This is a genomic window from Aquiluna sp. Uisw_065 (genome assembly GCF_047731275.1).
GTDB lineage: Bacteria > Actinomycetota > Actinomycetes > Actinomycetales > Microbacteriaceae > Aquiluna.
In genome coordinates this window covers 38,644-62,775 of sequence record NZ_CP159836.1, presented here as the reverse complement: position 1 = coordinate 62,775, position 24,132 = coordinate 38,644, and the positions used below count along the sequence as shown (strand labels likewise).

General features: G+C 51.9%; 24 protein-coding genes, 2 tRNA genes, 1 pseudogene and 1 riboswitch. Of the genes and pseudogenes, 10 read left to right on the top strand and 17 right to left on the bottom strand.

Going from position 1 to position 24,132, the window contains the following annotated elements; translation table 11 throughout:
• Positions 1-86 precede the first annotated feature (86 nt).
• From ABXT50_RS00345 to pheA, 11 genes are all read right to left on the bottom strand, one after another.
• Positions 87-953, bottom strand: a complete 867-nt coding sequence (locus ABXT50_RS00345; RefSeq protein WP_415274210.1) for a substrate-binding periplasmic protein — start codon at positions 951-953, stop codon at positions 87-89.
• A 64-nt stretch (positions 954-1,017) separates the two neighbouring features.
• On the bottom strand, positions 1,018-1,668 hold the full coding sequence (locus ABXT50_RS00340) for an amino acid ABC transporter permease (protein ID WP_415274209.1): 651 nt from the start codon (positions 1,666-1,668) through the stop codon (positions 1,018-1,020).
• Positions 1,668-2,303: an amino acid ABC transporter permease gene (locus ABXT50_RS00335; RefSeq protein WP_415274208.1), complete on the bottom strand. Its 636-nt coding sequence runs from the start codon at positions 2,301-2,303 to the stop codon at positions 1,668-1,670. Before ABXT50_RS00335 ends, ABXT50_RS00340 begins: the two co-directional genes overlap by 1 nt.
• Complete coding sequence (locus ABXT50_RS00330) at positions 2,303-3,073, bottom strand: amino acid ABC transporter ATP-binding protein (protein WP_415274207.1); 771 nt, start codon at positions 3,071-3,073, stop codon at positions 2,303-2,305. Before ABXT50_RS00330 ends, ABXT50_RS00335 begins: the two co-directional genes overlap by 1 nt.
• The gene (locus ABXT50_RS00325) at positions 3,070-3,225 is read right to left on the bottom strand and encodes a hypothetical protein (protein ID WP_415274206.1); all 156 of its coding nucleotides are present in this window, start codon (positions 3,223-3,225) and stop codon (positions 3,070-3,072) included. Before ABXT50_RS00325 ends, ABXT50_RS00330 begins: the two co-directional genes overlap by 4 nt.
• A 560-nt stretch (positions 3,226-3,785) precedes the next feature.
• Positions 3,786-3,876 (bottom strand) — tRNA-Ser (locus ABXT50_RS00320).
• Positions 3,877-3,930: 54 nt separating this feature from the next.
• Entirely contained in the window at positions 3,931-5,169 is a 1,239-nt protein-coding gene (locus ABXT50_RS00315) for an LCP family protein (protein WP_415274205.1), read from the bottom strand.
• A gap of 175 nt (positions 5,170-5,344) precedes the next feature.
• Positions 5,345-5,432: transfer RNA gene (locus ABXT50_RS00310), tRNA-Ser, on the bottom strand.
• A gap of 17 nt (positions 5,433-5,449) precedes the next feature.
• Complete coding sequence (locus ABXT50_RS00305; protein ID WP_415274204.1) at positions 5,450-6,280, bottom strand: HAD family hydrolase; 831 nt, start codon at positions 6,278-6,280, stop codon at positions 5,450-5,452.
• Positions 6,281-7,546: a serine--tRNA ligase gene (gene serS / locus ABXT50_RS00300; protein ID WP_415274203.1), complete on the bottom strand. Its 1,266-nt coding sequence runs from the start codon at positions 7,544-7,546 to the stop codon at positions 6,281-6,283. It abuts the gene before it with no gap.
• A 38-nt stretch (positions 7,547-7,584) separates the two neighbouring features.
• Entirely contained in the window at positions 7,585-8,514 is a 930-nt protein-coding gene (pheA, locus tag ABXT50_RS00295; protein ID WP_415274202.1) for a prephenate dehydratase, read from the bottom strand.
• Between the two features lie 51 nt (positions 8,515-8,565).
• Here pheA and ABXT50_RS00290 point away from each other — a divergent pair, with 51 nt between their 5' ends.
• Complete coding sequence (locus ABXT50_RS00290) at positions 8,566-8,964, top strand: hypothetical protein (RefSeq protein WP_415274201.1); 399 nt, start codon at positions 8,566-8,568, stop codon at positions 8,962-8,964.
• 3 nt (positions 8,965-8,967) lie between these two features.
• Here the strand turns inward: ABXT50_RS00290 and ABXT50_RS00285 are convergent, their stop codons facing one another.
• Positions 8,968-9,807, bottom strand: coding sequence for a D-alanyl-D-alanine carboxypeptidase family protein (locus ABXT50_RS00285; protein ID WP_415274200.1), 840 nt, complete (start codon positions 9,805-9,807; stop codon positions 8,968-8,970).
• Between the two features lie 27 nt (positions 9,808-9,834).
• On the opposite strand from ABXT50_RS00285, the gene ABXT50_RS00280 reads away from it, so the two are divergent.
• The 3 genes from ABXT50_RS00280 to ABXT50_RS00270 all read left to right on the top strand — a co-directional run bounded on the left by ABXT50_RS00280 (position 9,835) and on the right by ABXT50_RS00270 (position 14,028).
• Positions 9,835-11,517, top strand: a complete 1,683-nt coding sequence (locus tag ABXT50_RS00280; protein ID WP_415274199.1) for an MDR family MFS transporter — start codon at positions 9,835-9,837, stop codon at positions 11,515-11,517.
• 20 nt (positions 11,518-11,537) lie between these two features.
• A riboswitch (TPP riboswitch) is annotated at positions 11,538-11,651 on the top strand.
• A gap of 27 nt (positions 11,652-11,678) precedes the next feature.
• The gene (locus tag ABXT50_RS00275; RefSeq protein WP_415274198.1) at positions 11,679-12,632 is read left to right on the top strand and encodes a thiamine ABC transporter substrate-binding protein; all 954 of its coding nucleotides are present in this window, start codon (positions 11,679-11,681) and stop codon (positions 12,630-12,632) included.
• A gap of 1 nt (position 12,633) precedes the next feature.
• Entirely contained in the window at positions 12,634-14,028 is a 1,395-nt protein-coding gene (locus ABXT50_RS00270) for an ABC transporter permease (protein ID WP_415274197.1), read from the top strand.
• Here the strand turns inward: ABXT50_RS00270 and ABXT50_RS00265 are convergent.
• Positions 13,988-14,827 (bottom strand): DNA-methyltransferase, encoded by an 840-nt coding sequence (locus ABXT50_RS00265; protein WP_415274196.1) that lies wholly within the window; start codon positions 14,825-14,827, stop codon positions 13,988-13,990. The genes ABXT50_RS00270 and ABXT50_RS00265 overlap by 41 nt on opposite strands.
• Positions 14,828-14,846: 19 nt before the next feature.
• Here ABXT50_RS00265 and ABXT50_RS00260 point away from each other — a divergent pair, with 19 nt between their 5' ends.
• Positions 14,847-15,176 (top strand): GNAT family N-acetyltransferase, encoded by a 330-nt coding sequence (locus tag ABXT50_RS00260; RefSeq protein ID WP_415274195.1) that lies wholly within the window; start codon positions 14,847-14,849, stop codon positions 15,174-15,176.
• On the opposite strand, the gene ABXT50_RS00255 is transcribed toward ABXT50_RS00260, so the two are convergent.
• Both ABXT50_RS00255 and ABXT50_RS00250 read right to left on the bottom strand, forming a co-directional pair.
• Positions 15,173-15,724 (bottom strand): acyl-CoA thioesterase, encoded by a 552-nt coding sequence (locus tag ABXT50_RS00255; RefSeq protein WP_415274194.1) that lies wholly within the window; start codon positions 15,722-15,724, stop codon positions 15,173-15,175. The two genes, ABXT50_RS00260 and ABXT50_RS00255, sit on opposite strands and share 4 nt — an antisense overlap.
• Positions 15,721-17,685 carry a M13 family metallopeptidase gene (locus ABXT50_RS00250; protein ID WP_415274193.1) on the bottom strand — a complete coding sequence of 655 codons (1,965 nt, stop codon included), beginning with the start codon at positions 17,683-17,685 and terminating at the stop codon, positions 15,721-15,723. Before ABXT50_RS00250 ends, ABXT50_RS00255 begins: the two co-directional genes overlap by 4 nt.
• Positions 17,686-17,729: 44 nt before the next feature.
• On the opposite strand from ABXT50_RS00250, the pseudogene ABXT50_RS00245 reads away from it, so the two are divergent.
• Positions 17,730-18,643, top strand: a pseudogene (locus ABXT50_RS00245) (rhodanese-related sulfurtransferase).
• A 166-nt stretch (positions 18,644-18,809) separates the two neighbouring features.
• Here the strand turns inward: ABXT50_RS00245 and ABXT50_RS00240 are convergent.
• Together ABXT50_RS00240 and ABXT50_RS00235 are read right to left on the bottom strand one after the other, a co-directional pair.
• Entirely contained in the window at positions 18,810-19,472 is a 663-nt protein-coding gene (locus tag ABXT50_RS00240) for a hypothetical protein (RefSeq protein WP_415274192.1), read from the bottom strand.
• Positions 19,473-19,605: 133 nt separating this feature from the next.
• A complete protein-coding gene (locus ABXT50_RS00235) occupies positions 19,606-20,229 on the bottom strand; it encodes a trimeric intracellular cation channel family protein (RefSeq protein WP_415274191.1) in 624 nt (207 codons plus the stop codon).
• Between the two features lie 129 nt (positions 20,230-20,358).
• Between ABXT50_RS00235 and ABXT50_RS00230 the strand changes: the two genes are divergently transcribed.
• The 4 genes from ABXT50_RS00230 to ABXT50_RS00215 all read left to right on the top strand — a co-directional run bounded on the left by ABXT50_RS00230 (position 20,359) and on the right by ABXT50_RS00215 (position 24,125).
• On the top strand, positions 20,359-21,030 hold the full coding sequence (locus ABXT50_RS00230; RefSeq protein ID WP_415274190.1) for an FhaA domain-containing protein: 672 nt from the start codon (positions 20,359-20,361) through the stop codon (positions 21,028-21,030).
• Between the two features lie 204 nt (positions 21,031-21,234).
• Positions 21,235-21,510, top strand: a complete 276-nt coding sequence (locus ABXT50_RS00225) for an FHA domain-containing protein (RefSeq protein ID WP_415274189.1) — start codon at positions 21,235-21,237, stop codon at positions 21,508-21,510.
• Between the two features lie 4 nt (positions 21,511-21,514).
• Positions 21,515-22,768, top strand: a complete 1,254-nt coding sequence (locus ABXT50_RS00220; protein ID WP_415274188.1) for a protein phosphatase 2C domain-containing protein — start codon at positions 21,515-21,517, stop codon at positions 22,766-22,768.
• On the top strand, positions 22,761-24,125 hold the full coding sequence (locus tag ABXT50_RS00215; protein WP_415274187.1) for an FtsW/RodA/SpoVE family cell cycle protein: 1,365 nt from the start codon (positions 22,761-22,763) through the stop codon (positions 24,123-24,125). The genes ABXT50_RS00220 and ABXT50_RS00215 overlap by 8 nt, the downstream gene beginning before the upstream one ends.
• Positions 24,126-24,132: the final 7 nt, after the last annotated feature.

Genomic DNA, 24,132 nt, shown 5'->3' with positions numbered 1-24,132 from the left:
AATTACTTCAAGATTCACTTATACAGGTTTTGTCAGGCCATGCAGAAAGCCCCGGTGTCAACACCGGGGCTTTCTGGTTTGGCAACCTATAGAAGGTTCGGTACTGTCTCGGCTACGGCTGTTGGTGAGAAGCCCCACTTCTCAGCGATTTCGCCCAAAACACCAGACTCGCGAAGTGTGTCTAGGTTGTCGTTTATGGCTTCCTGTAATCCAGGGTTGTTCAGACTCACAGGGAAGTTAGTCTGCCCGGGCTTGGTGGTTGAGACAACGCGCTCATCTGGAGCTGGAACATTAAAGACGGCACCCTCAACAGGTGTGTTCTTCAATGCGGCCTGTCCGGATGGGAAGGTGTCTACAACAACGCTGATACGACCGCTTGCGAGGTCAGCGTAAAGAGCCTGAGTGGTCTCGTAGAGGCTCAGGTCTTTTCCTAGAACGTTCTCCAAGTCTTCGTTCCAAAGAAATCCAAGAGTTGAACCGACCTTGTTTCCGATCAGCCCCTCGACGGAGTCAACGCCGCTTACGGAGATGAGTGTCAACTGATCGATGATGACGGGGTTGCTCAACAAAACGATTTCCGCACGAGCAGCCGTGCGGTACCAGCTACCTAGAGTTGTGTCTGCACGACCAGATTCGATCGCGGGAATCATTGCTGCACCGGTTCCAGGCTGCACCATTACATCTAGGCACTCGAGCCCGGCTATGGCGTTCAGGATTTCACCTTCGGCGCCGCTAAGTGACTCGCCGTCGATTGCCGAGAACGGTGGGTACTCGTATGCGGCGACCGTGAGGAAGCCGGCCTCGACAGTGGTGAGGTCAGGGTGTGCGGGCACACAATCTACGGTTGTCGCTACTTCGGTTGTCGCCTCGATAGTGGCGTCAGTAGCGCACCCCGTCAAGAGGAATGAAGAGGCGGCTAGAAGCAGAACTAGTCTGCTGGCGTTCTTTGGCATATTTTTACTTTCGTTGCGCTGTTTATCAATCGGACTATTCCGATTGAATTCGGTTTTGGTCGCCTCAGACATGTCTTGCCAGGCGTTTTTCTATGGATGTAACCAGGGCTGAAGCTGGAATTGTTATGGATGCATAGACAGCTGCCGCTGCCAAGAAAACTGGGAGGTAGTTAAAGGTTTTAGTTCCAAGGAAATAAGCGGACTGCATTACTTCGCTGATGGTTATTACATAAGCCAGTGAGGACAGCTGGAACATTATTATGGCGAGGCCCATGAGGGGCGGGATTGCGATTCTGGCGGCCTGAGGCATAATCACAAAGCGAAAACTATCAAGACCACTTAGCCCGGCAGCACTCGCCGCCTCTAACTGGCCCCTCGGAACACTCTGGATGCTGGAGCGAATAGTTTCAGTCGCATAGGAGGCAGTTGACCAAGTAAAGGCAGAAACCGCAGCAACCATTGCAGACGGCACGATGTCGATCTGCGGTAGCCCCTGGTAGAAAATGTAGAGGAGCACTAATAGCGGAACACCTCGACCGACCTCGACCAAAGCTATGACTATCCAGTTGAGTGGCTTCGGCGCGATGTCGATTAGCAATGCGAACGCTAAGGCCAGAGGAAGACCCAGAGCCAAAGATATTCCGGTGAGCTGCATGGCTGTGACTAGACCAGGCAGCAATTCGAGTATGTAACCGAACCAGGTTTGTAGATCCACTAGTTCACCACGTATTTCAGTCGACTCTTGGTGTCGGCTCTTCTGGCCAATACACCCAATGGGATGCTCAGCAGTAGATAAGCGGCACCCACAATTGCGAATGCGGCTAGCCCCTGCCCAGTGGTTTGAGCCTGCTGGCTAGCCCTGAAGGTCATTTCGACGACACCGATAGTTGAGGCCAAAGCGGAATCTTTCATCAAGCCCATTCCGTAGGTCACCATGGACGGGCTTACGGTTCTAAAAATCTGCGGCGCAATAATCTTTGCTAGTAAGTCGAAGCTTCCAAGCCCCAAGGCCCTGGCAGCTTCTATCTGCCCACGATCGAGAGTTGCAAGCCCTCCCCTATAAATTTCGCCTAAATAAACGGACGCAATTATCCCGAAAGTGAGAATTGCTGCCTGGAGTGGCGTGAGCCTCAGCCCAACTTCGGCGAGCCCGAAAAAGACCACAAATAGCCACACGAGTGGTGGCACGCTTCTAATTATTTCTACCCAGACGCGGCCAATTCCCCGCACAATTAAGAAAGGTGCCGTTCTGGCTCCAGCCACCGCAACACCAATAACCGCGCCAATGGCAAAGCTGGACAGGGTTATAACCACTGTCCAAATCATGCCCTGAAGAATGTAGCCGATCATCAGCGACCCATAACCGCGCTGAGAAACTGCTTAGTACGTGGATGCTCAGGTTCACTCATGACCTGTGCCGGCGGGCCACTTTCGACAATACGACCATCGACCATCACGTAGACACGGTCACCAACCTCCTTGGCAAAACCCATCTCGTGGGTCACGACCATCATGGTCATTCCATCGTTCGCTAGTTCTCGCATTACCGCAAGAATTTCCGCGCCCACCTCTGGATCCAAGGATGAGGTTGGTTCATCGAAAAGCATCACCATCGGGTCCAGTGAAAGCGAGCGCGCTATTGCCACGCGCTGCTGCTGACCACCGGAACATCTACCCGGATATTGATCAGCCTTGTCCTTCAGACCAACTCGGTCCAAAAGCTCCATGGATCGCGCTCTTGCCTCTTCCTTATCTCGACCTAAAACTCTGCGCTGAGCTAGGGAAATGTTTTCAAGAACCGTCAGGTGCGGAAATAAATTAAAGGACTGGAACACCATCCCGGCGTTTCGGCGCAGAGTAGAAAGTTCTTTCTTGCTGGCTCTCCTGTGGCCTTCGCCGATCTCGATTTGAAAATCGCCAATTGAAAGCACGCCGCTTGTTGGAGTTTCGAGCAGATTTATGCATCTAAGAAAGGTCGACTTTCCAGCACCAGAAGGGCCGATGATTGAGATCACATCCCCCGAGTGAATTTCGATTGAGACGTCATCCAGCACCCTATTGTCAACAAAGTCTTTGACTATGTTCTTAGCACTTAGGTAGGGCAGTTCTCCTTTTGTCATTTCTTGGCTTTCTTGTTGTGTCTAGGAGCAATTCCGTTTAGTTCGAATCTTTTCAGTTTTATAAACTCCAGCCCGAACGAGGTTGTTCCGGATACCGGCGAAAAATGGCCAAAAATGTTTCGCACCATGCCGTCAGCTTGGTCGAGGCTCATTGTTGTATTTATTTGGGCACCAAGGACTTCCAGGGTAATTTTTAGGGGGACCGTCCAACCGAATCGACTGCCACTCCAGATCGCAGTAACCAGGTGGGGGCATGTTTTGCGTAGAGAGACTTAACCTGCCGGTGCGCATTACTCGTCTGGAAAGCAACGATTTTGGCTAGAGCCCAAACGTTCATTGGGCTCTTTAAGCCTACCCTCTGATGCGCAGCAGCAGCCTGCATGCCCAGAAGAACCCTTGATCTCCCCGGCCAAAAAGTTCCCGTGGACTCCTGACCATCACGCCAGAGCACCTGGGGAATGCCCCCAGTCAAGCCGGCGCTCAGGAAATGGATTTCATCATCACGTTCCCCTAATGCAAAAACAAGTGCCAGTCACTATGTGATTCAGCGATATTTTCTCGCTTCACTGCGAGACAAGAAGTTCGGGTAGTGACGAACCTAGGAGTGGGTTTCCACAACAACCAAGTTGGGAGCGTTCCAAATAGTCACATTGCCGTCCCGCCATCGAAAGTAAAAACCCACAACCCAGTGAACTGGGTTGTGGGTTTAGAGCGGAGACGGAGGGATTCGAACCCTCGAGGGGATTTTGGTCCCCTACCCACTTAGCAGGCGGGCGCACTAGACCGGGCTATGCGACGTCTCCATTTGCTAGCAAAGCCTACAAGATACTGGTCACTATCCCAAACCTAGTTTTAGGCTAGTTGGAGCAGCTGGTTGTTGCGGCATTGGTTCCCTTTACCCAGCTTGGTAGTTCAGCGGTTGATGTTCCATCTACCGGCTGCCCGGTTCCGTCCGAGTTATTGGTCGGTGTTGGGTTTTGAGTTTTAATTGGAGTTGCCGTGGCCGCTCCAGACTCTTCAGCAATCACCGCACCTGTTCCCGGGTTGGCCTCTGCTAAGACGAGTGGTTGGTCACTCTTTATTAGGTCAAAGAGCTCTTGGGCGCGCTCGGGAGAGGCCGCAACCCTGCCTGCGTATTCGCCCTCTAGGTCATAGACCGGAAGCTGAATGAAAGTAATTTTGTCCAGGTCGACGTTGTTGACCTGTTTGGCAAGCCCGTAGATCACTCCCAGGTCAGTCAAGCTGTTGGAGAGCGTCATGTTGGACAGAGCGGCTGTTCCAAGCTGGAACATTTTAAACGGGTTAGCAAGTGCGCCTTCGTCTTTCAGCTTTCTCATCATTGAGGTAAGGAATACCTGCTGATTGGAAATCCGAGATAAATCGGAGCCGTCACCAACACCGTGACGGGTTCGAAGGAAGGCTAGGGCTTCATCACCGATAAGCGTGTGGTCGCCTGCCTCTAGATAAAGATCCGTATAGCTGTCATCGATCGTGGTCGCGACGCAAATATCGACCCCACCGATTGCTTGACTCATTGCTATTACACCCTTGAAATCGATCATCGCCAAATACGGAATCGCTACACCGGTTAGCTCCTGAACAGCAAGCAGTGTGCAGGCAGGGCCTCCCTTACTCATTGTCGAATTGATCTGAGTAAAGTTCCTGGCCGGGAAAACTGCTCCACTTTTTGGATCTGGACATTCTGGAACCGAGACCATCAGGTCTCTCGGGATGCTCATGGCAACAGCATTCTTGCGGTCTTGTGAAATGTGCACCAAAATTATGACGTCCGCGAGCGCCGATCCGACTGGTCCGTAGGAGGTTGAACCCTGACCGACTCTGGTGTCGGAGCCAATCACGAGCATATTAATCGGACCGTTTATGTCGGCTGGGCTTGGAAGATCGAAGCTACTGCCATCTGTTGAATAAACCTCAATGCCTGAAGCACTTAGCTGACTGGTTATGTAGAAGTAGCCGCCAGCTACAGTTGCCACGGTTCCCGAAAGAAGGGCAATCAATACCCAGACAATGGCCTTCAGCCATCCGCGGCGCTTGGGTTTTGAGTCCTCTAGGAACTCGTAATCGGAATCAGTCACTTAGGTCATTTCCAGAAGGTCTTATTTACAGTTCAGAGGATACTCGAATCGGGGGGATACTCGCCGGGATTCCAATCAAATTCACATCTAGCCCCCTGTCCGGTTACGCTCTGATTGCCCGCGAAAACAAAAAAGCCAGTTTCAACGAGAGTTGAGACTGGCTTCTAAGCTTCGATGGCGGAGGCCGTGGGATTCGAACCCACGAGACATTTCTGCCCACTGGTTTTCAAGACCAGCTCCATCGGCCGCTCGGACAGGCCTCCGCGGAAGAGTTTAGCGGTTATTGAATAAACTCAAGTCCCTCAAGTGACATCAGCACTTGAGCGACACCGTCTTCAGTAACGGAAGCAGTGACGGCACTGGCAGCAAGCTTTACTTCTTCTGGCGCCTGGCCCATGGCAAAAGCATGGCCGCCGAGACTCTGGGCCCACTGGAACATTTCAATGTCGTTCCTGCCGTCACCAATCACGACAACACGGTTAGAGGTGTGGTTGTAGTGATCTCTTAGTTGGTTTAGAGCGTGACCCTTATCAATGCCCTTTGGAGCAATGTCTAGCCAGGCTGTGTAGCCAATGGCGTAGCTCACGGACTGCAAGCCAACCTCGTCCATGATCTTCAGAAACTGATCAACATCGTGGTCCGGTGACAATACAACGACCCGGCTCACTGGGTGGTGAAGTAGCTCTTCTAGGGGTGTTTCAACGTTCTGGTCTCCAAGTGCATAGCTTGGGAAGGGTTTGTTAAACCGATAACCACCGTCTAGGTCCTCAACAGCAAAGTGCGCATTAGGAACAGTTTCGATAAGCCTTGCAAGTACCTCGGCCGGATCGAAGGTCTTTATGTCGTGGATTGAAAAACCCTTGGGGTGAGCACTATCCAGCTTGATAGTCACCGCGCCGTTAGAACAGACCGCGTGCCCGGTGTTGATACCAAGTTGCCTGATAACCGGGTAGGCGTTCGATGCGGCTCTGCCGGTTGCAACAAAAACGTGGTGACCCAAATCACGAACTCGGTTTATTTGAGCAAGCACATTCTCGGAGAGGTGGCCGTCATCGTGGACCAATGTGCCGTCTATGTCGATGCCGATCAACCATTTGTTATCTTCAACCATTTAGTTCTTGGGTCCAATCTTGTCGACGCCACCGAGGTACCCACGAAGCGCGGCTGGTATCAGAACTGATCCGTCCGCCTGCTGGTGGTTCTCCAAAATTGCGACCAGCCATCTGGTGGTTGCAAGGGTGCCGTTTAGGGTAGCTGCGACAGCCGGTTTGCCATCTTGATCTCGGTAGCGAGTGTTTAGCCTTCTGGCCTGATAGGTGGTGCAGTTCGAGGTTGAAGTCAACTCTCGGTAATCACCCTGGGTTGGAACCCAAGCCTCTATGTCATACTTCCTCGCCGCGCTTGAACCGAGGTCTCCGGCTGCCACGTCGATGATCCGGTAGGGCAATTCACACTTCTGAAGCATCTGCTCTTGCCACTCGAGCAACTTGGCGTGCTCAGCCTCAGCATCCTCAGGCTTGCAGTAAGAGAACATTTCAAGCTTGTTGAATTGGTGAACACGAAGAATGCCTCGGGTGTCCTTGCCGTGACTGCCGGCTTCCCTGCGGTAGCAAGTCGACCAACCGGCATAACGCATTGGAGTTGTTAGATCATCAAGGATCTCGCCGCTGTGATAACCGGCGAGGGCGACCTCGCTAGTGCCAGTTAGATACAAGTCATCGGCGGGAAGGTAGTAAACCTCTCCAGAGTGCTCTCCCAAAAAGCCAGTGCCCTGCATGATTTCGGGCTTTACCAGAGTCGGAGTTATCAACGCCGTGAAGCCAGCTTCGCTGGCTTGATCAAGCGCGAGCTGCATTAGGGCAAGTTCTAGCCTTGCTCCAAGGCCCTTCAAAAAATAGAATCTAGAACCAGAAACCTTGGCGCCGCGCTCGATGTCTATTACATCTAAGGATTCACCTAGAAAAACGTGGTCCTTCGCTTCAAAAGAAAACTCAGGCCTATTGCCAACCTCTTTAAGAACCACAAAGTTTTCTTCGGATCCGGCTGGAACTCCCTCGAGAACAACATTCTCGATTTTATGAAGGACGACCATCAGCTCTTGGTCAGCAAGGTTCGCCTCGGCCTCGAGTCTTTTTACATCGCTAGACATCTCCTGAGCCTGAGCGACTAGCTCTGCCTTTTCTTCCTTGGGGGCCTGGGCCACCAGCTTGCCATGGGCGTTCTGCTTTGCCCGCATAGCTTCGAACTGCTGCAACGCAATTTTTTTCTGTTCCGCAAGTTTCACAGCTAAATCAACGAGTGCCACGTCCGCGCCGCGGGCAGCCTGAGAGTCCCTAATTGCCTGAGGGTTTTCCCGAAGTAAGTTGATCTCAATCACGGAGTCAAGCCTACCTGCTAGCTAAGCGCTGCTTGGGATTAGCGGCTCTCCCGAAGTTTTTGAAGCCAGGTTTGGGCCGACTGGTAGTCCGGGTTTGCGTTATTACCGAGGTGAACAGAGTCAGAGTGGTCGGCTCTGGGATAAGAACCCAGAAACACCACCTTGGGGCTGAACCTATGAAGACCCATCAAAGCCTCACCGATAGCCTCGTCATCCAAGTGACCTTCAACATCGATGTTGAAGCGATACCTGCCGAACCGGTCGCCGACTGGCCTGGACTCAATTCGTGAAAGGTTGATGCCCCTAGCCGCGAACTGCTCAAGCATTTCCAGTAGCCCACCCGGACGATCATCCGGTAGCTCGACCACGACGCTGGTTTTGTCCTGGCCGGTTTTCGCAGGAGGTGATCCGGCTTTACCTATTTCGTAGAATCTGGTTTGAGCGTCCTGGTTCTCACCGATGTCGCTCGCGATAATCTCAAGGCCGTAAATTTCCGCAGCACCACTAGCTGCAATTACGGCGTGAGCAGTCGAGCCATTGGCCAACGACCTAGCAGCAGCTGCTGTTGATGCTGCAGGTATGTGGGTGTGAGACTTGAGGTTTTGACTCAGCCACTTCCTGGATTGGGCGTAGGCAACCGGATGCGTAAGTATCTCTTGGATGTCTGCAATTACGGTTCCAGGCCTAACCATCAGGTCAAATTTCACAGGTACCAGATATTCACCGTAGATCTGAGCACCCGCAATTGTTGCAAGAGCATCGCTGGTGGCACTGACGCCGCCCTCTAATGAGTTCTCAATTGGCGCTACTGCTCGATCCGCTAATCCAGACAAAACAGCGTCAATCGCCTCGGTAACACTTGCCATCGGAACAAGTTCAGCACTAGCTGCCCCGGGCAGCATCTTTGCCGCCATCTCGGTGAAGGTTCCGGCTGGTCCCAAGTACGCAATCTTGTTGTCATTAGACATGCCTCAAGATTAGGGCAGGCAAGAAACCTCCGATAGCAATACGATGCGTTTATGCATAAAAGAGGAGATGTCCAAAGACTGCGCGGCGTGCTGCGATTAGGCGCCGTAGTCTTTGCAATTAGTTCGCTGGTGCTGTTCATAGCACCGCGTTTGTTCACCGATCTTCTTGGACTACCTGGTTCCTTGAACCTCGATTGGTCGATGCAGCTATCTGGCGTGACGATACTCACCCTCGGGGGTTTGATGTTTGTGATCGCTCAGGCGGGCAGCGCTAATGCCGTCTTATGGGCTTCGCGGGTCATGATGATTGGCGCTTTTGGATTAGGTGTGATGACGCTACTGATTCCTACCGGCGTTACTTGGTTCGTAATTCTCTACGCGCTGATTGGTTTTGGTTTTTCATCCGCGTACCTGGTCTTCCTGACAAGGCGTAACCCTCAGACAGATTGATTCTCAATCGACCTTGGACTCAGCATCTTCCTCCGGGTAAAACTCCGCAGCCGGCAAAGACCAGAACTCTTCGAGGGTATGTATTCCGTTTTCGGAATACTCAGCCGCTAGTGCCTCTCCGACGAATCGCAGGTGCCAAGGTTCATAGCTATAGCCGGTAATAGCAGTCGTCTCTTCTTCGTAGCGAACAATGAACCCAAATTGCCAGGAGTTGCTGGCCACCCACTTACCCGCAGCAGTTTCTCCAAAGCAGGTCATTATTGCGCAGCCCTGGGCCGGCACAGAAACATCAACGGCCAAGCCAGTTTGGTGTTCCGAGTGACCGGCCTTTGCACTTCTAACAAGAGCACCCGCCAAACCGTACTGACGAGTTTTTGATTCAAAGAGTTCCACTTGATAGTCATAGGTTCGATAGGCGGAATTCACGAACAGCTGACCGTAGCCCTCGGCATGCATTTGCTCCGCCATCAGAACAAGCGCATTGGCCGCCGAAGACGCTAAAACTAATTCTCTCGAGTTGTCCAAAGACTTACTCGAGGGCATGACAACCAAGTTCGACGGTGCGAAGTCGATTGGGTCTAATGCCCGCTGCTTGTTGACAACCACCAAAGGCTGGTTAGCCGATTCAATTGTGAGCCGCGGGTAGATGTAATCGGTTAGCCCTAGGGTCGGGGGCACGAGGCCCTGGGCAGCACTGATCCTGTTTTGCTCGTTGATCATTTCGAGCTTTGGGCTTGCAAGGATTCCAGATTGAATCAGCAGGCCAAATCCCAAAATTGATAAAAGAACCGGAGGCCCAAAAATAAATAGGGGACTCCGTTTCCGAGGCGTAGACTTAGGCATCTCTAAACCCTAAATCCAGGAGACTAATTGGCCACGAACACCTCTCGGGATGCCGCAAAAAAGGCAGCCCAATCTGGAACCATGACTCCTAGGCAAATTTGGATAGTTCTCATCGGACTCATGTCTGGAATGTTTTTGGCAGCTCTTGATCAATCTGTGGTTGGAGCCGCTATGCGGACGATCGCCGATGACCTTTCTGGTCTTTCGCTTCAAGCATGGGCAACCACGGCCTACTTGATAACCGCAACTGTCTCGACGCCCATCTACGGAAAACTCGGAGACATCTTCGGTCGCAGGCCTCTGTTCATGATTGCAATCGTGATTTTCATAGTTGGTTCGGTAACCTCGGGCTTTGCAACCTCCATGGCCGAACTGGCCGCTTTCCGAGCGCTGCAAGGCATGGGCGCTGGAGGGCTGTTTTCACTGGCCTTCACAATTGTTGCCGACATTGTTCCTCCAAAGGAAAGAGCGAAATACCAGGGCATGTTCCTGGCGGTCTTCGGCACTTCATCTGTACTGGGCCCAGTTGTTGGTGGCGCACTTGCAGGAGCCGGCGAGATTCTGTTTATCGATGGCTGGCGCTGGATTTTCCTGATGAACATTCCAATTGGTGCCGTTTCGCTATTTATGGTGGTTACGTTTCTACATATTCCGAATAACCCAAGACCTCAAAAGATCGACTGGTGGGGTGCAGTCACAATCGTGTTGGCCGTCGTTCCGTTCTTGCTGATCGCAGAGCAGGGCCGCGAGTGGGGCTGGTCCAGCCCAATGGCTATCGCAATGTATGTCACCGGTGTGTTTGGAATTGTTAGCTTCATCATGATTGAAAAAAAGGTGGGTTCTGCTGCTCTGATCCCACTTTCTTTATTCAAAGAGCCAACTTTCGCAAGAACGCAAATCCTAGGTTTTATTCTCGGTGTTGGGATGTTCGGCGGAATGATTGTGCTGCCCTTGATCATCCAGGTGGTCTACGGGGCCAGCCCAACTGAGGCCGGCTTTTTGATGCTGCCAATGGTCGCCGGAATGATGACGGCAACAATTACCTCCGGACGCATTACCTCTAAAACCGGTAAGTATCGAATCTTCTTCAACACTGGAACCGGTGTGTTGTTCCTGGGGTACCTATTTATGCTTTTGATGATGGATGCCTCAACCCCAATCTGGGTCATCTCAATCGGAATGGTGATGATCGGGCTCGGCTTCGGCCAGCTAATGCAGACCACAATGATTGCGAGCCAGAATTCGGTTGCCGCAAGAGACATTGGTGTGGCTACAAGTTCCGCAACTTTCTTCAGGCAGATGGGTGGCACCTTCGGTGTTGCGGTGTTTATGTCGATTCTGTTTGGTCAGGTTGGAGACAAAATAACCACCGCCTTCCGGCGCACAGACGTTCGTGAGGGAATCGCTAGTGCAACTAGTGACGCGCAAGTATTAGCCAACCCGGACAATGATGCGATTATCGAAATACTCCAGAGTGGACCATCGGGTGCAAGTGAGATAACGCTCGATTCCTCCTTCCTGATTGGCGCGGATGACAGGCTGACACTGCCCTTCAGAATCGGCTTTGTCGAGTCATCTCTGACTGTGTTTTTGGTTGCGATCTTCTTCGTCGGGGCAGCCTTTGTAATTAGCTGGTTTATCAAGGAAATACCTCTCCGAGAAAAGAGTGCCTCGCAAGAAGTTGCAGATGCGGCGAACTCCGCCAAGTAGTTTTATCGGTTAGGCTTTTCACGTAACACCACGGGAGTTCGGTAAACCGGACTGAGAGGAAGACTAGAAATAGAGTCTTCGACCGTCAAACCTGATCTGGGTAATGCCAGCGTAGGTAGAGACCTCTAACCCGTGCCTACTTATAACCAAAAGGCACGAAAATGAAAAAATTAGCAATACTGGCAATCAGCGCTTTGGCCCTAACCGGTTGTAGCGCTCAAGACATAACACTGGTTCGCCTAGCAGCCCACGACTCCTTCGTCATCAGCGATGAACTTGTGGCCGAGTTTGAAAGCCAAACTGGATACGAACTAGAAATCATCAGACTCGGTGATACCGGGTCACTAACAAACCAACTAGTGCTAACTACCAACGCGCCCGTTGCAGATGCGTTCTTTGGCATCGATAACACATTCGCTGGAGTGGCCACCGACAACAACATTGTTGACGGTGAGATGCAAGCAATCGACTACGGGGATGTTTGCTTCAACTATGACCTTGACTGGTTTGCAGAGAGCTCAATTGCCCCTCCGACTTCTTGGCGTGAACTAGGCCAGGATCAATACGAGTCTCTGGTCGTTGTGACCAACCCAAACTTTTCCTCCCCCGGATTGGCATTTCTGGCAACCACTCACGCCGGCTTTGAAACCAGCGCTGAGGTTTCCGACTACTGGCGCTCACTGAAAGATAATAATCTCAAGGTAGCCGCTGGCTGGGAAGATGCTTACTTTGTTGACTTCACTCGTTACGGCGGTGACCGCCCGATTGTTTTGAGCTACGCATCGTCGCCCTCAGCCGAAGTAAAGGAAGACGGTACACCGGGGTCAGCTGCACTTCGAACCGAGTGCTTCAGGCAGATTGAATATGCCGGAGTCTTAGACAATGCGGACAACGCCCCTGGCGCCAGAGCAATTGTCGAGTTCTTGCTAGGCGATAGCTTCCAAGCTTCAGTTCCGGAAAACATGTATGTCTATCCAATTAACGAAGCCATCGAGGTCCCAGAGGCCTGGGCAAAGTTTGCACAGCCGGCAGATAGCTTGCTGGGTGAAGCCTCAGACATAAACGCCAATCGCGACCAGTGGTTGGCCGACTGGTCGGACGTATTTGACAACTAGCTTGGAACTGTTCGCAACCACCGCACTGATTGCACTATTGAGTGCGGTGGTTGCGACAATCCTTGGTTATCCAATCGGAAATTGGTTGGCAGGAACAGGTCGCAAAACAAGGCAACTGGTCTCAGCGTTTTTGCTGGTGCCTTTCCTTCTGCCGGCGTTTCTAATTGGAATAACCCTGCTTCCGCTCCAGCCCAATGCCTTTAATTCCATTACTGGAATACTTTGGATCATTGGAGCGCATGTTTTTATGAATGTGGGATTCATGGCGCGCGTGGTTTCGGCAAATCAAATACCCGCCGATCAAATGGAGGCCGCATCACTTGATGGGGCAAGCGGCCTAATAAAGCGCTTCGCAATCGAGCTTCCACAGCAGCTGGCTGGAATGCTGTCCGCTGGTTTGTTGGTCGCACTCTACAGCGCGACAAGTTACGGGCTTGTGCTGACACTGGGAGCGGGCAGAGTCGACACTCTAGAAACCGAGATTGCAACGGCAGCGCTGAGGGATCTAGATCTGAGTCTTGCACTGGCGCTAGCGCTGTTGCAAACAGCGCTGACCCTGTGTTTTTTTTACCTGGCAAGATCAATCGGTGCCGAGCCGACTCCGTTATTTGGCGAGAAAGAAACAGCCTCGACTGGCTCCAAACTGGGTGGGGTGTTAGCGGCTTTATTATTGGCCGCGATAGTGATCGTGTTCGCAGGGGTTTTTGTAAGAGCCATAACTTATGGACCGGGTCTAGTCGAGAATTTTGCTAACCTTGCTGGTCGAGGTGGCAGACAGATCCTGAATATCTCAGTTGCCGAGGCTGCTCTAAACAGTCTTCGAAACTTGCTTGTTGCGGCCCTGATTGCGCTTCCCGTTGCTTGGCTTGCTGCCGGAAGAAAAAAGACTAGCTACTTGGTTCTGCTACCGATCGGTATTTCCCCGGTCGTTTATGGTTTGGTGTTTTTGGTTCTAAGCGGATACCTGCCTTCGGCACTAAGTGGCACTTGGCTCCTAGTCCCGATTGTTCAAAGCCTTTTCCTCATCCCGCTTAGTTACCAGGTACTCAGGCCAGCGAGGCAATCAGTTTCCACGGAGATAAAAGACGCGGCGCTTCTAGACGGAGCTTTTGGTTGGAAAATGTTTACTCAGGTCGAGGGGCCCCTTGTTCGAAAGCCACTCAGTGTTGCTGCAGCCTTTGTTGCCCTGGGCTCGCTTGGTGAATTTGGGGCGGCGAGCTTTCTTGCCTACGGATCACAAGCGACATTGCCGCTTGTGATGTTCAGGTTGATTTCAAGGCCGGGGCCGGAAAACCTGGGAATGGCCATGGCTGCGGCAAGCCTATTTATTGCTGTTGCGCTGGCAGTCGTCTGGATTATTTCACTTGAAGCACGTACTCAACGCCAAGAGCGTTGAGACGATTTGTGATTACCTCAATTGACTCTGGGTTTTGATCCACAACAACAAATTTTCTTTGCAGTTCAAAGGCCGCCTGCGCGGTAGTCCCAGAACCCGCAAAAAAATCAAGCACCCGATCACCCGGTCTTGAGCTAGCACTAATTATTCGTCTGAGAATGCCAAGTGGCTTTTGGGTTGGGTAGCCGGTTTTCTCTTTTCCAGTTGGTGACACAATCGTGTGCCACCAGACATCGGTCGGAAGCTTGCCTCGAGCCACCTTCTCTGGAGTCACTAGACCGGGAGCCATGTAAGGCTCACGGTCGACGGCGGTGCTATCGAAAAAGTACTTTGCTGGGTTCTTCACGTAAACCAAAATCGTGTCGTGTTTTGCCGGCCAGCGACTTTTTGACTTTCCGCCGTAATCGTAGGCCCAGATAATTTCGTTTAGAAAACACTCTCTGCCAAACAGGGCGTCCATCAAAACTTTTGCGTAGTGGGCCTCTCGATAGTCAAGATGCAGATAAATCGTCCCGGTTTCGTGGAGCAACCGATAGGCCTCGATGAGTCGGGGTTCTAGGAATGCCCAGTAGTCGGCGAAGTCGTCGTCGTAGGACAAAACTGATTTGACTACCTGCTCGTATCTCTTGCCTTGAAAGCCGAGGTTCCCAGTCGCACTCGAAATGGAGCTGCGGTTTGTTCTTACCTGAGAGCGACCGGTGTTGAATGGGGGGTCGATGTAAATAAGCTGAAAAGACTCATCCGGCATAGTTTTAAGTGCTGCGAGGTTCTCCCCGTTGATAACCTCGTTAGTAGCCATAAGAAGAAAGGTTAACAGCATGAGCACTCAGGTAGTGAAAGATAGCGATAACGACCGCTTTGAAATTTACATGGATTCTTCTCGGGTAGGACTGCTAGATTACGTCGTCAAGGACGACGAGATTCACCTGGTCCACACCGAAGTGAACCCTGAACACCAAGGCAAAAAACTAGCCGCACTTTTGGTTCGCGAATCTCTTCGAGACATTAGGGAAGCCGGCGATAAGAAGGTTGTTCCGGTCTGTTCCTACGTAGTCAAATACATGGAGAACAATCCGGACACTCACGACTTGCTAAAGGGAACCATTGAAGAAGCCGTTGCTTCTTGCAGGTGGCCGGGGGCTAACTAGTCCCAAGTACTAGGAGCCGGTTCTTTACCCTTGGGTAATGCTGCGTCTTTGGCCCATCTGACGATCCACTTTGGTAACTCGGGTCGTTCTCCGGGCCAGCCACCGGAGCCGTCCATAACTTCCTGCGGGGTGAGAGTGCCCCAAGCGCGCTTCAGGAACCGTCCGCGCATAATCGCTTTGGCATAGATCTCACCATTTCGGACAAATCGCTGCTCGATGTAAACGGCTATGTCGTCCCAACCGACCACCTTGGTCTCGAGATCAAATATTTGCCAGGGCTCAAGAGACTTGCGGTAGCTAATCGTTGAGTTGACGACTATCGGGTACCAGCCTTTTTTGTTCCAAATTTGCCAGATACCTGTTCTTAGACCCTGGTCGTAACGACCGAGGTCCATGAGTGTCAAAAATATGCCGTTGTTCATGTGGTTGTAAACATCCAGGTCGCTTGGCATCACCCGAAGGGTCACCGACGAAACCTCGTCGATAGTCACCTTTGATCGACGACGCCAGGTCAGCTTGATGAAAAGGATTCGAAACCAGAGCTTCACCAGATAACCACACGCTCTTCTGGTGCAAGCCACATCGGATCTGATTCAGTGGTTTCGAAGGTGTCGTGGAAGATGTCCAAGTTTTTCACAACCTGGTTGCACCTGAATTCGGCCGGAGAGTGTGGGTCGGTGGCCAAACGCTGAATAGCAATTTCATCTCGGCTGATACCGCGCCAGCACTGGGCCCAAGAGAACAAGAACCTCTCGGCAGCAGTCACTCCGTCTATGGTCGGTGGCTCCTTGCCGTCAAGTGAAATCAAATAAGCCTTCCAAGCAATACCGAGACCTCCCAAGTCTCCGATGTTCTCACCGATGGTGAGCTCGCCGTTTACCTTGTTGCTGTCATCAAGCTGGGTCGGACTTAGCTCGTTGTATTGATCGATAAGAGATTTCGTTCGCTGCTCGAATGCCTTTAGGTCCGCCTCGGTCCACCAGGAAACCAACTTGCCATCTCCGTCGTACTTCGCACCTTGGTCATCAAAGCCGTGACCAATTTCGTGACCGATTACGGCCCCGATGCCGCCGAAGTTCATGGCGTCATCGGTATCTTCAGAGAAAAACGGTGGCTGCAAAATTGCCGCGGGGAAGACAATTTCATTCAGACCAGGGTTGTAATAAGCGTTCACGGTCTGAGGTGTCATGTGCCACTCGTCGCGATCGATTGGTGATCCGATTTTCTTGACCTGGAAATCAAACTCCCACGCGGAAACATTTTGAATGTTTTGCAGCAGATCTTCTCGCGAGATAACGATGCTCGAGTAGTCGTGCCACTTAACCGGGTAGCCAATCTTCGGAGTGAACTTCGACAGCTTCTCTTGAGCCTTTTCTTTGGTGGCTCCAGTCATCCACTCGAGCTTGTCAATACTTTGGCGATAGGCCTCAATGAGGTGAGCCACCAAGGTGTCCATTTGGGACTTGGAGCTTGCCGGAAAGTGCTTGTCAACATAAATCTGACCGACAGCTTCCCCAAGGCTTCCTTCAACCAAGCTGACGGCACGCTTCCATCGTGAACGATTGACCGGCTGGCCAGTCAACTTCGTTCCATAGAAACTGAAGCGCTCAGCTACAAAATCGCCGGAGAGATAAGGAGCGTGAGCTCTGATGTAAACCCAGCTCAGCCATGCCTTTAGAGCATCTAGGTTTTCAGCTGTCAACACGTCAACGAGCCCCTCGAAGAATGAAGGCATCATAACTACATTCCATTCCAGGAATGAATCGGTGAGACCTAGGCCCGAAAGGTATTCGTCCCAGTGAATGCTCGGTGCGAGAGTTTTTAGTTCCGCAAAGGTTTTGAGGTTATAAGTCTTTTCAGCGTCTCTCGCTTCGACTCTGCTCCAGTGCTTGGAGGCAATCTTGGTTTCGAGCTTCAAGATTTGCTCCGCCTTGGAGTCGGCTTCTGCTAGAGGTAAGCCAGCCAGAACCAACATGCGTGAAATGTGCTTTGGATATTCTTCACGAACATCCTTGTACTTCTCATCGGAGTAGTAATCCTTATCCGGCAGACCTAGGCCGCCGTTATAAAAATGAACGAGGTACCGCTCTGGGTTACCGGCGTCATTATCGATGTAACTGCCCCATAGCCCGCCAACGCCCATGCGCTCGAGGTGGCCCATCAAACTGTGCAGCTCCTTGAGGTCAGAAACTGCTGCGATTTTAGATAAACCCTCAACCAGTGGAGTGGCTCCAAGCTTCTCAGCTCGATCTTCGTCTAGGAACGATGCGTAAAGATCTCCAATTTGCTGGCTAACACCTGGAAGTGGGTTGTTGGACGCCTCTTCAAGGATTTCCTTGACGGCGAGTTCCGAATCATCGGCCAGCATATGGAAGCTACCGAACACGGCTTTGTCCTCGGGTATCTCGGTTGAATCCAACCAGCTTCCATTCACATGGCGGAACAGGTCCTGGGTCGGTTTGGTGGTTTCACTTAGTTCGGCTTTATCTAGCCCTGGTTTCATTGACATGCTTCCTAGTGTAAGTCAGTGCATTGTCACTTGGCTGACAGCTGATGTCCCTCAATAAGATCCTCCTTTACTACGGGCTCGCGCCGATAGCAGATCCGCAAGCAGTCTTGCTCTGGCAGCGGACCTTGTGCGAGGCTCTCGGGCTAAAGGGTCGGATTCTCATCTCCCCCCACGGGATAAATGGAACCCTCGGTGGCAAGATGGAAGGTCTATAAAAATACGTACACGCCACCAAAGAGTTCAAGGGTTTCTCCAAAATTGACTTTGAGTGGTCTGCCGGCACCGGTAATGAGCTTTCGAAGCTCATGGTGATAGTGCGACGAGAGCTGGTTACTTTCAATACCCCGGACGAAGTACAAGTTGACATCACGGGCGTGGTCAATGGAGGTAAGCATCTAAAGCCACAACAGGTCAATGTGCTAGTTGATAAGCGCGGCGACGATGTTGTCTTTTTTTTGACGGCAGGAATGCCTTCGAGGCCGAAATTGGCAGATTCAAAAATGCAGTCGTGCCTGACATTCAGACCACTCACGATTTCGTTACGGAAATCGAATCGGGCAAGTACGACCACCTCAAAGACAAGCCGATTGTGACCTACTGCACCGGTGGCATCCGGTGTGAGATTTTGAGCGCGGTAATGCTAAATCGCGGATTCAAAGAGGTCTATCAAATCGAGGGCGGCATCGCACGCTACGGCCAAAAATACCGGGATGCAGGGCTCTGGGAGGGCGCTCTTTACGTATTCGATAACCGCATGGCCGTTAATTTTTCAAAAGACGCATTGACCCTGGGAACTTGCGTGAACTGCTCAGAAAAGACTTCGCAGTTCCGAGACTGCGAAGGACCTGGCTGCAAGGATTTAGTGTTGCTGTGCGAGGACTGTTTTACCGACCCAAAGAACCTAAGGTGTGACGAAAGTCACATTCGGGGTAGAAATAAGCTCAGGCAAATAGGTTAAGGAAAAAACCCTCGGGTTCTTGCCCGAGGGTTTTCCTATTAGGAGGGTATGCAATCTATGAGAATTACATGGCTCTAACTCTAAAAGCCAAGCGGTGTCGACCAAGTAAAAGTCAGGGTTTCAACATCAAGCTCTCAGTGCTTTCTCAGCTTCAAGAGATGTCAGATTAGTCAGCAACATCTTCATACTGCTGGCCGTGGTTGCGCATCCCCTCATGCTTGCCCTTGCCTAGCTTTTTCCCGCGAGGTTCAAAGCTGGCGGCGTCATCTGCATCGTAGTTGAGGCGAAGAACTCCACTCGCGTTCGCGGTTGCAACTCCAGACGCGTCGGTGGTTACAGTCACAAGAATCGGAGCCGATTCATCCGAAGGGTAGAAAGCAAAAACCTCCACGCCCTCGATTGGACTTGCCTTGAAAACTAGATTGCCTGTGACGGTTCCAGCTGCAATCTCCGGCCTTATCAGATCGAGATTTGCATCAAGTACTGGATGAACGCCGATTACATGGCCACGAGTTGTCGGCTTAGTTGTTGGGGCCTCGGTTGCGCCGGGCTCGAGGCGAAAGATCTCGTAGTTGGCGCTCTTTACAACTTCTCTCAGTTCTGTAACATCTGCCGGGATCCCGATGATGGTGGCTGACAGAGTCGCAGTGTTATGTTCTTTTCGCATTTGGCCTTCGTTGGCCCTGTCAGCGTGCATGCCGCGCTCGATTTTAGGTGCGGAGCTATTTGGTCCTTGCGAATCGTGAGCCAGAGATGGAAGCGCGAATGCCAGCGCACCAACTGCCAGGCTGGCGGTTGCCGCGATGGCAATTGTCGATTTTATTTTCATGTTCTTTCCTTTGTTTGTCGGACAAGCAACAAATTAGTAATCCAGATTGGGAAAGAAACTAAATTTCAGGTAGTTGAGACGCTTTTAGCAGTGGGCTGCCAGACAAGGCATATTTCTGGCAGTTAGCTGAGGGCTAGAGGTAGCGCCAGCGGAAAAGCTCAATTTTGAATCGAACCGCAATGAGCCGCATGGTGACAATCAAAATTGCCGCGATAGCGACGTCGAGGTACTCGGGGGTGTTCAGGTAGCCCAGCAGCACGACAGCCCAGCCGCCAGCAAATGCGATTACTGCGTAAGGCTGGTGGTCATGAAACGCTCTCGGGACTTCATTAATCAGGACATCTCTCAATACACCGCCGACAACTCCAGTAATTACGCCCATCAAAACCGCAATCATCGGGCTCATGCCTGCGACCAAAGCAAGGTGAGTGCCACCAGCTGCAAATATTCCAAGGCCAACAGCGTCGGGGATCACAATCGCCTTTTCGGTCAAGTCAACGTGGGTTGCCCGGTAGAAAAACGGCAGAGCCAAACCCACCAAAATAAGCGCCCAAACCCAAAATTCTTGCTCAACCCAAAAAAATGGCCTTCTGTCCAACAGCACATCCCTGAGGGTTCCGCCGCCAAAAGCGGTGACCGCTCCGATCATCACAACGCCCACTAGGTCAAAATGCTTTCTAGCCGCCTCCAATATCCCGGAAAGCGCGAACGCCAGCACCCCTAGTGCTTCCAATGAGCTTAGAAATATCTCTAACAATTCGCTTCCCAATTTAGGTTCTCAATAACCCTAATAAGGCGGCGCCCGGATTAGCAAAGATTGCCCGACTAAATAGCCACTCGGCGATAGACTGACCTGACCTAAGAACCGCTCAGGGAAGCAGGTAACGTGGGCTTTCTAGACAAGGCCGAGGCGCGCATTGAGAACATAGTTGTCTCAATGTTTTCCAAGCTATCCAAAAAGCAACTTCAGCCGATTGAAATCTCTCAGGCTGTCAAAAATGCTATGGACGTCGCAGCGACTGCTCCAGGTAAGGACCGGAAACTAGTTCCCCATAGATACCTGATCAAACTTAACCCTCAAGATAAAGACAACCTCTCCGACCAGCTTCTTCGAGCCATAAGTTCAGAGGTTGCAAACCATGCCGGGCAGAAGAGCTATCAACTGACAGGTCAACTTGAGCTGAAGGTTTTAGCTGACCAGAAAGTCGCCAAGGGGCGAATTCAAGTTGGATCTGCGGCAGTGGGCAGTTTGGTGAGCTGGAAACCGATAATTTCCTATGGCAGCGAGCGCCGAGAGCTATCTAGTGGAACTACTACTTTTGGCAGGGACGATAGCGCCGACGTGGCGATAGATGATCGCGGCCTGAGCCGGATTCACTTCGAAATCGCATTCAATGGAGACATTGCAGCAATCAGAGACTTGCAGTCGACCAACGGAACCTTCGTAGACGGTTCGAGAGTGAACGAGGTGGTTCTTAGGTCTGGCAGCAAGATAAATGCCGGTAGGACTGAATTCGATTTTGAGCTATTGGCCCTGACGGGTGGGCCAAATGAGTGAGCTTGCCCTATTTCTGATTCGTATTGGTTTTGTTGCGGTGCTCTGGGTGTTTATTCTGAGCCTGCTTTCCGTTATTCGCGCTGACCTGTATGGCAGGCGAGTTATCAGTCGCATAGCTAAGCAGAACGCTCCCCTGCTAACCGCAGGTTCGGCTGCGAGCCTGGGCATAGACGATGGCGATAGTTTAATCCGACCGAGATCGCGGTGCTTACGGGCCGGGCCGCCGGAACTAACATCCCACTCGAGAACAAAAAGGAAGTGCTGATTGGCCGCGCTCCGAGTTCGGACATGGTAATCAGCGATGACTTCGCCTCCTCGATTCACGCAAAGCTTGTCCATGTGGGGGACGACTGGGTCTTACAAGACCTAAACTCCACCAACGGCACCAACCTAGACGGCAAGAAAATAACCACCCCGGTGACCATTAAAGCTGGGATGACGATACGAATTGGAACCACGACCTTTGAGCTGAGGTCTTAGTCAGTTGGCGATCAAGACCATTAGCTATGCAGCCAGCGACATCGGCAAGCACCGCAGTTCGAACCAGGATTCCGGTTATTCCGGTTATCAGCTGTTCTTCGTGGCGGACGGCATGGGCGGTCACGCCGGAGGAGACATCGCGTCGGCGATTACCTCGCAGCGAGTTGCACTAACCGACAGCAAATACGACACGGTTGAAGAAGCCATTGAAACCCTGAAGGCCGGAGTTCTGGAGGCCAACTCCATGTTGACCGGGACCGTAGTTGAGCATCCGGAACTTCAAGGAATGGGAACCACGTTTTCAGGGCTTTTGGTGCACAGAAGTCAGATCATTACCGCTCACATCGGTGACTCCCGTATCTATCGAGTTCGTGCCGGTGAGGTTACTCAAATAACCAAGGACCATTCGTTCGTTCAAAAACTTGTAGATCTTGGCCGAATTACTGAAGCCGAAGCTCTAGTGCACCCCCGTCGGTCGGTGCTAATGCGCGTGCTCGGCGATGTTCAAGGTGACCCGGAGCTAGATATTGCACTGCACGACGCACTGCCCGGTGACCGCTGGATGATTTGCAGCGACGGCCTGAGCGGCGTGGTCCCGGATGAAGTGATGGCCAAGATTTTGGCTTCAAATATTCCAACCGAAGAAGCCGCCGAACTTTTGGTGGGCGAAGCCCTTGAGCATGGCGCCCCGGACAACGTAACGGTGGTTATCACCGACGTTGTCCGCCCAACCGTTAAGGCAGACTTTGAACCCGGCGCTCACTTCGTTGGTTCAGCGGATCATGAAGTTGTCATTGAAGAGCGCAAGGGCGGAAAGATACTGCGTCTTTTCAACCCACTGAGTTTGCTTGAGCTGCTACAAAGCCCAGAGGACCCAGCCCAGTATGCACCTGAGTCCGAAGAGCTTCTTGAAAAGATTTTGGCCGAGACCAGACGGAAGCTACGCTGGCGCGCGGTCAGAATAACTGCGCTTTGGCTGCTATTTGCTGGCGTGATGGTCGGTGTCATCTTCGGCGCGTACCAATACACCCAGACCCGATACTTCGTTGATGTATCTGACGGTCAAGTCACTGTCTTTCAGGGCATCAAGGAGCAATTGGGGCCCCTGAATTTCTCAAGCCCTTACCTAGTGTCGGATATAAACATCGAAGACCTCCCGCAGTTCCAGCAGACCCTGATTGAAAGATCCATCTCGGTTGAGTCGTTGGATGATGCGTTGCGCCTGATCGAACAGCTTCAGGACGGAATCAATGAGTAACGTCTCTCTAACTCAAGCGATTCCAATGCTGCTGAAGGCTGTTCCGCGCTCCAGGAACTTTGAAGCAGTGTTGCTTTTCTGGGTTGCCGGTATTCACGCTTTCGCCTTGGCCCAAATTCAACTTGCAGTCAGTCAGCGGATGTCTTGGGACATGCTCTACTACTGGGCACCGCCAACGATCAGCGCATGGATACTGCACTACGTGCTCAGGAAGTATGTACTGAACGCTGATGGCCTGCTGCTGCCCCTGGCTTTTTTGCTAAACGGTCTAGGCATCGCAATGATTTATCGACTTGACTTAGCCGAGATAACTCGAGGTGGTCAGGACTTGTTTGCCGAGCGCCAGGTTTGGTTGAGCTGCTTTGCAATGTTGATTGCCGCAATCGTGGTTCGGCTGGTTCGGAACCCACTGGTTCTGAGGCGTTTTCCATATTTGGCAGGGGCGGCGGCCGTGGTCTTGCTGCTACTTCCGGCGGCACCGGTCATTGGCAGGACCATAAATGGTGCGACATTGTGGATTGCCATTGGAGATCTGAGCTTCCAGCCAGGCGAAATAGCGAAAATTTTGTTGGCGATCTTCTTCGCGGGCTACTTAGTTTCCAGAAAAGGCCCGCTTTCTGAAATTGGATCTCGAGTGTTAGGGATGAAGATTCCGAGCGCGAAGGACCTGGGTCCAATATTGCTGTTCTGGATCGCGTCCATAGCAGTGCTTGTGATCCAGCGTGACCTTGGAACGTCGATTCTGTATTTTGGTTTGTTTTTGGTCATGATCTACACCGCCACCGGTAGAGGCTTTTACGTCGGTATTGGATTGGTCATGATGGTAACCGGAGCCCTAGTGGCTTCGAGACTTTTTGGCTACGTCGGTGCTCGCTTCGATGCGTGGTTGGCTCCGTTTGCGACCGAGAACTACACCGCTCAAGGTGGCAGCTACCAGCTGGTGCAGGGTCTGTTTGGCATGGCTCACGGCGATGTTATCGGCGCGGGACTTGGTTCGGGTTTCCCGCAGTTGATCCCACTTGCCGAAAGTGACTTTATATTCGCAGCGCTCGGGGAAGAGCTTGGTCTAGCCGGAATTTTCGCGATTTTGGCTATCTATCTGCTGATCGTCTACCGAGGTCTGCGAATTGCAAACACCCATCAAGATGATTTTTCAAAGCTGCTTGCATTGGGGCTCTCATTTGTACTTGGTCTTCAAGTGTTTATTGTTGCCGGGGGCGTAATGGGCCTGTTGCCCCTGACTGGTCTAACAACACCATTCTTGGCTGCCGGTGGCAGTGCTCTGCTGGCCAACTGGTCAATTATTGCGCTCCTTATGGTGCTGTCTGATTCTTCACTTAAGCGGGTGAAGGGATGAATAGGCA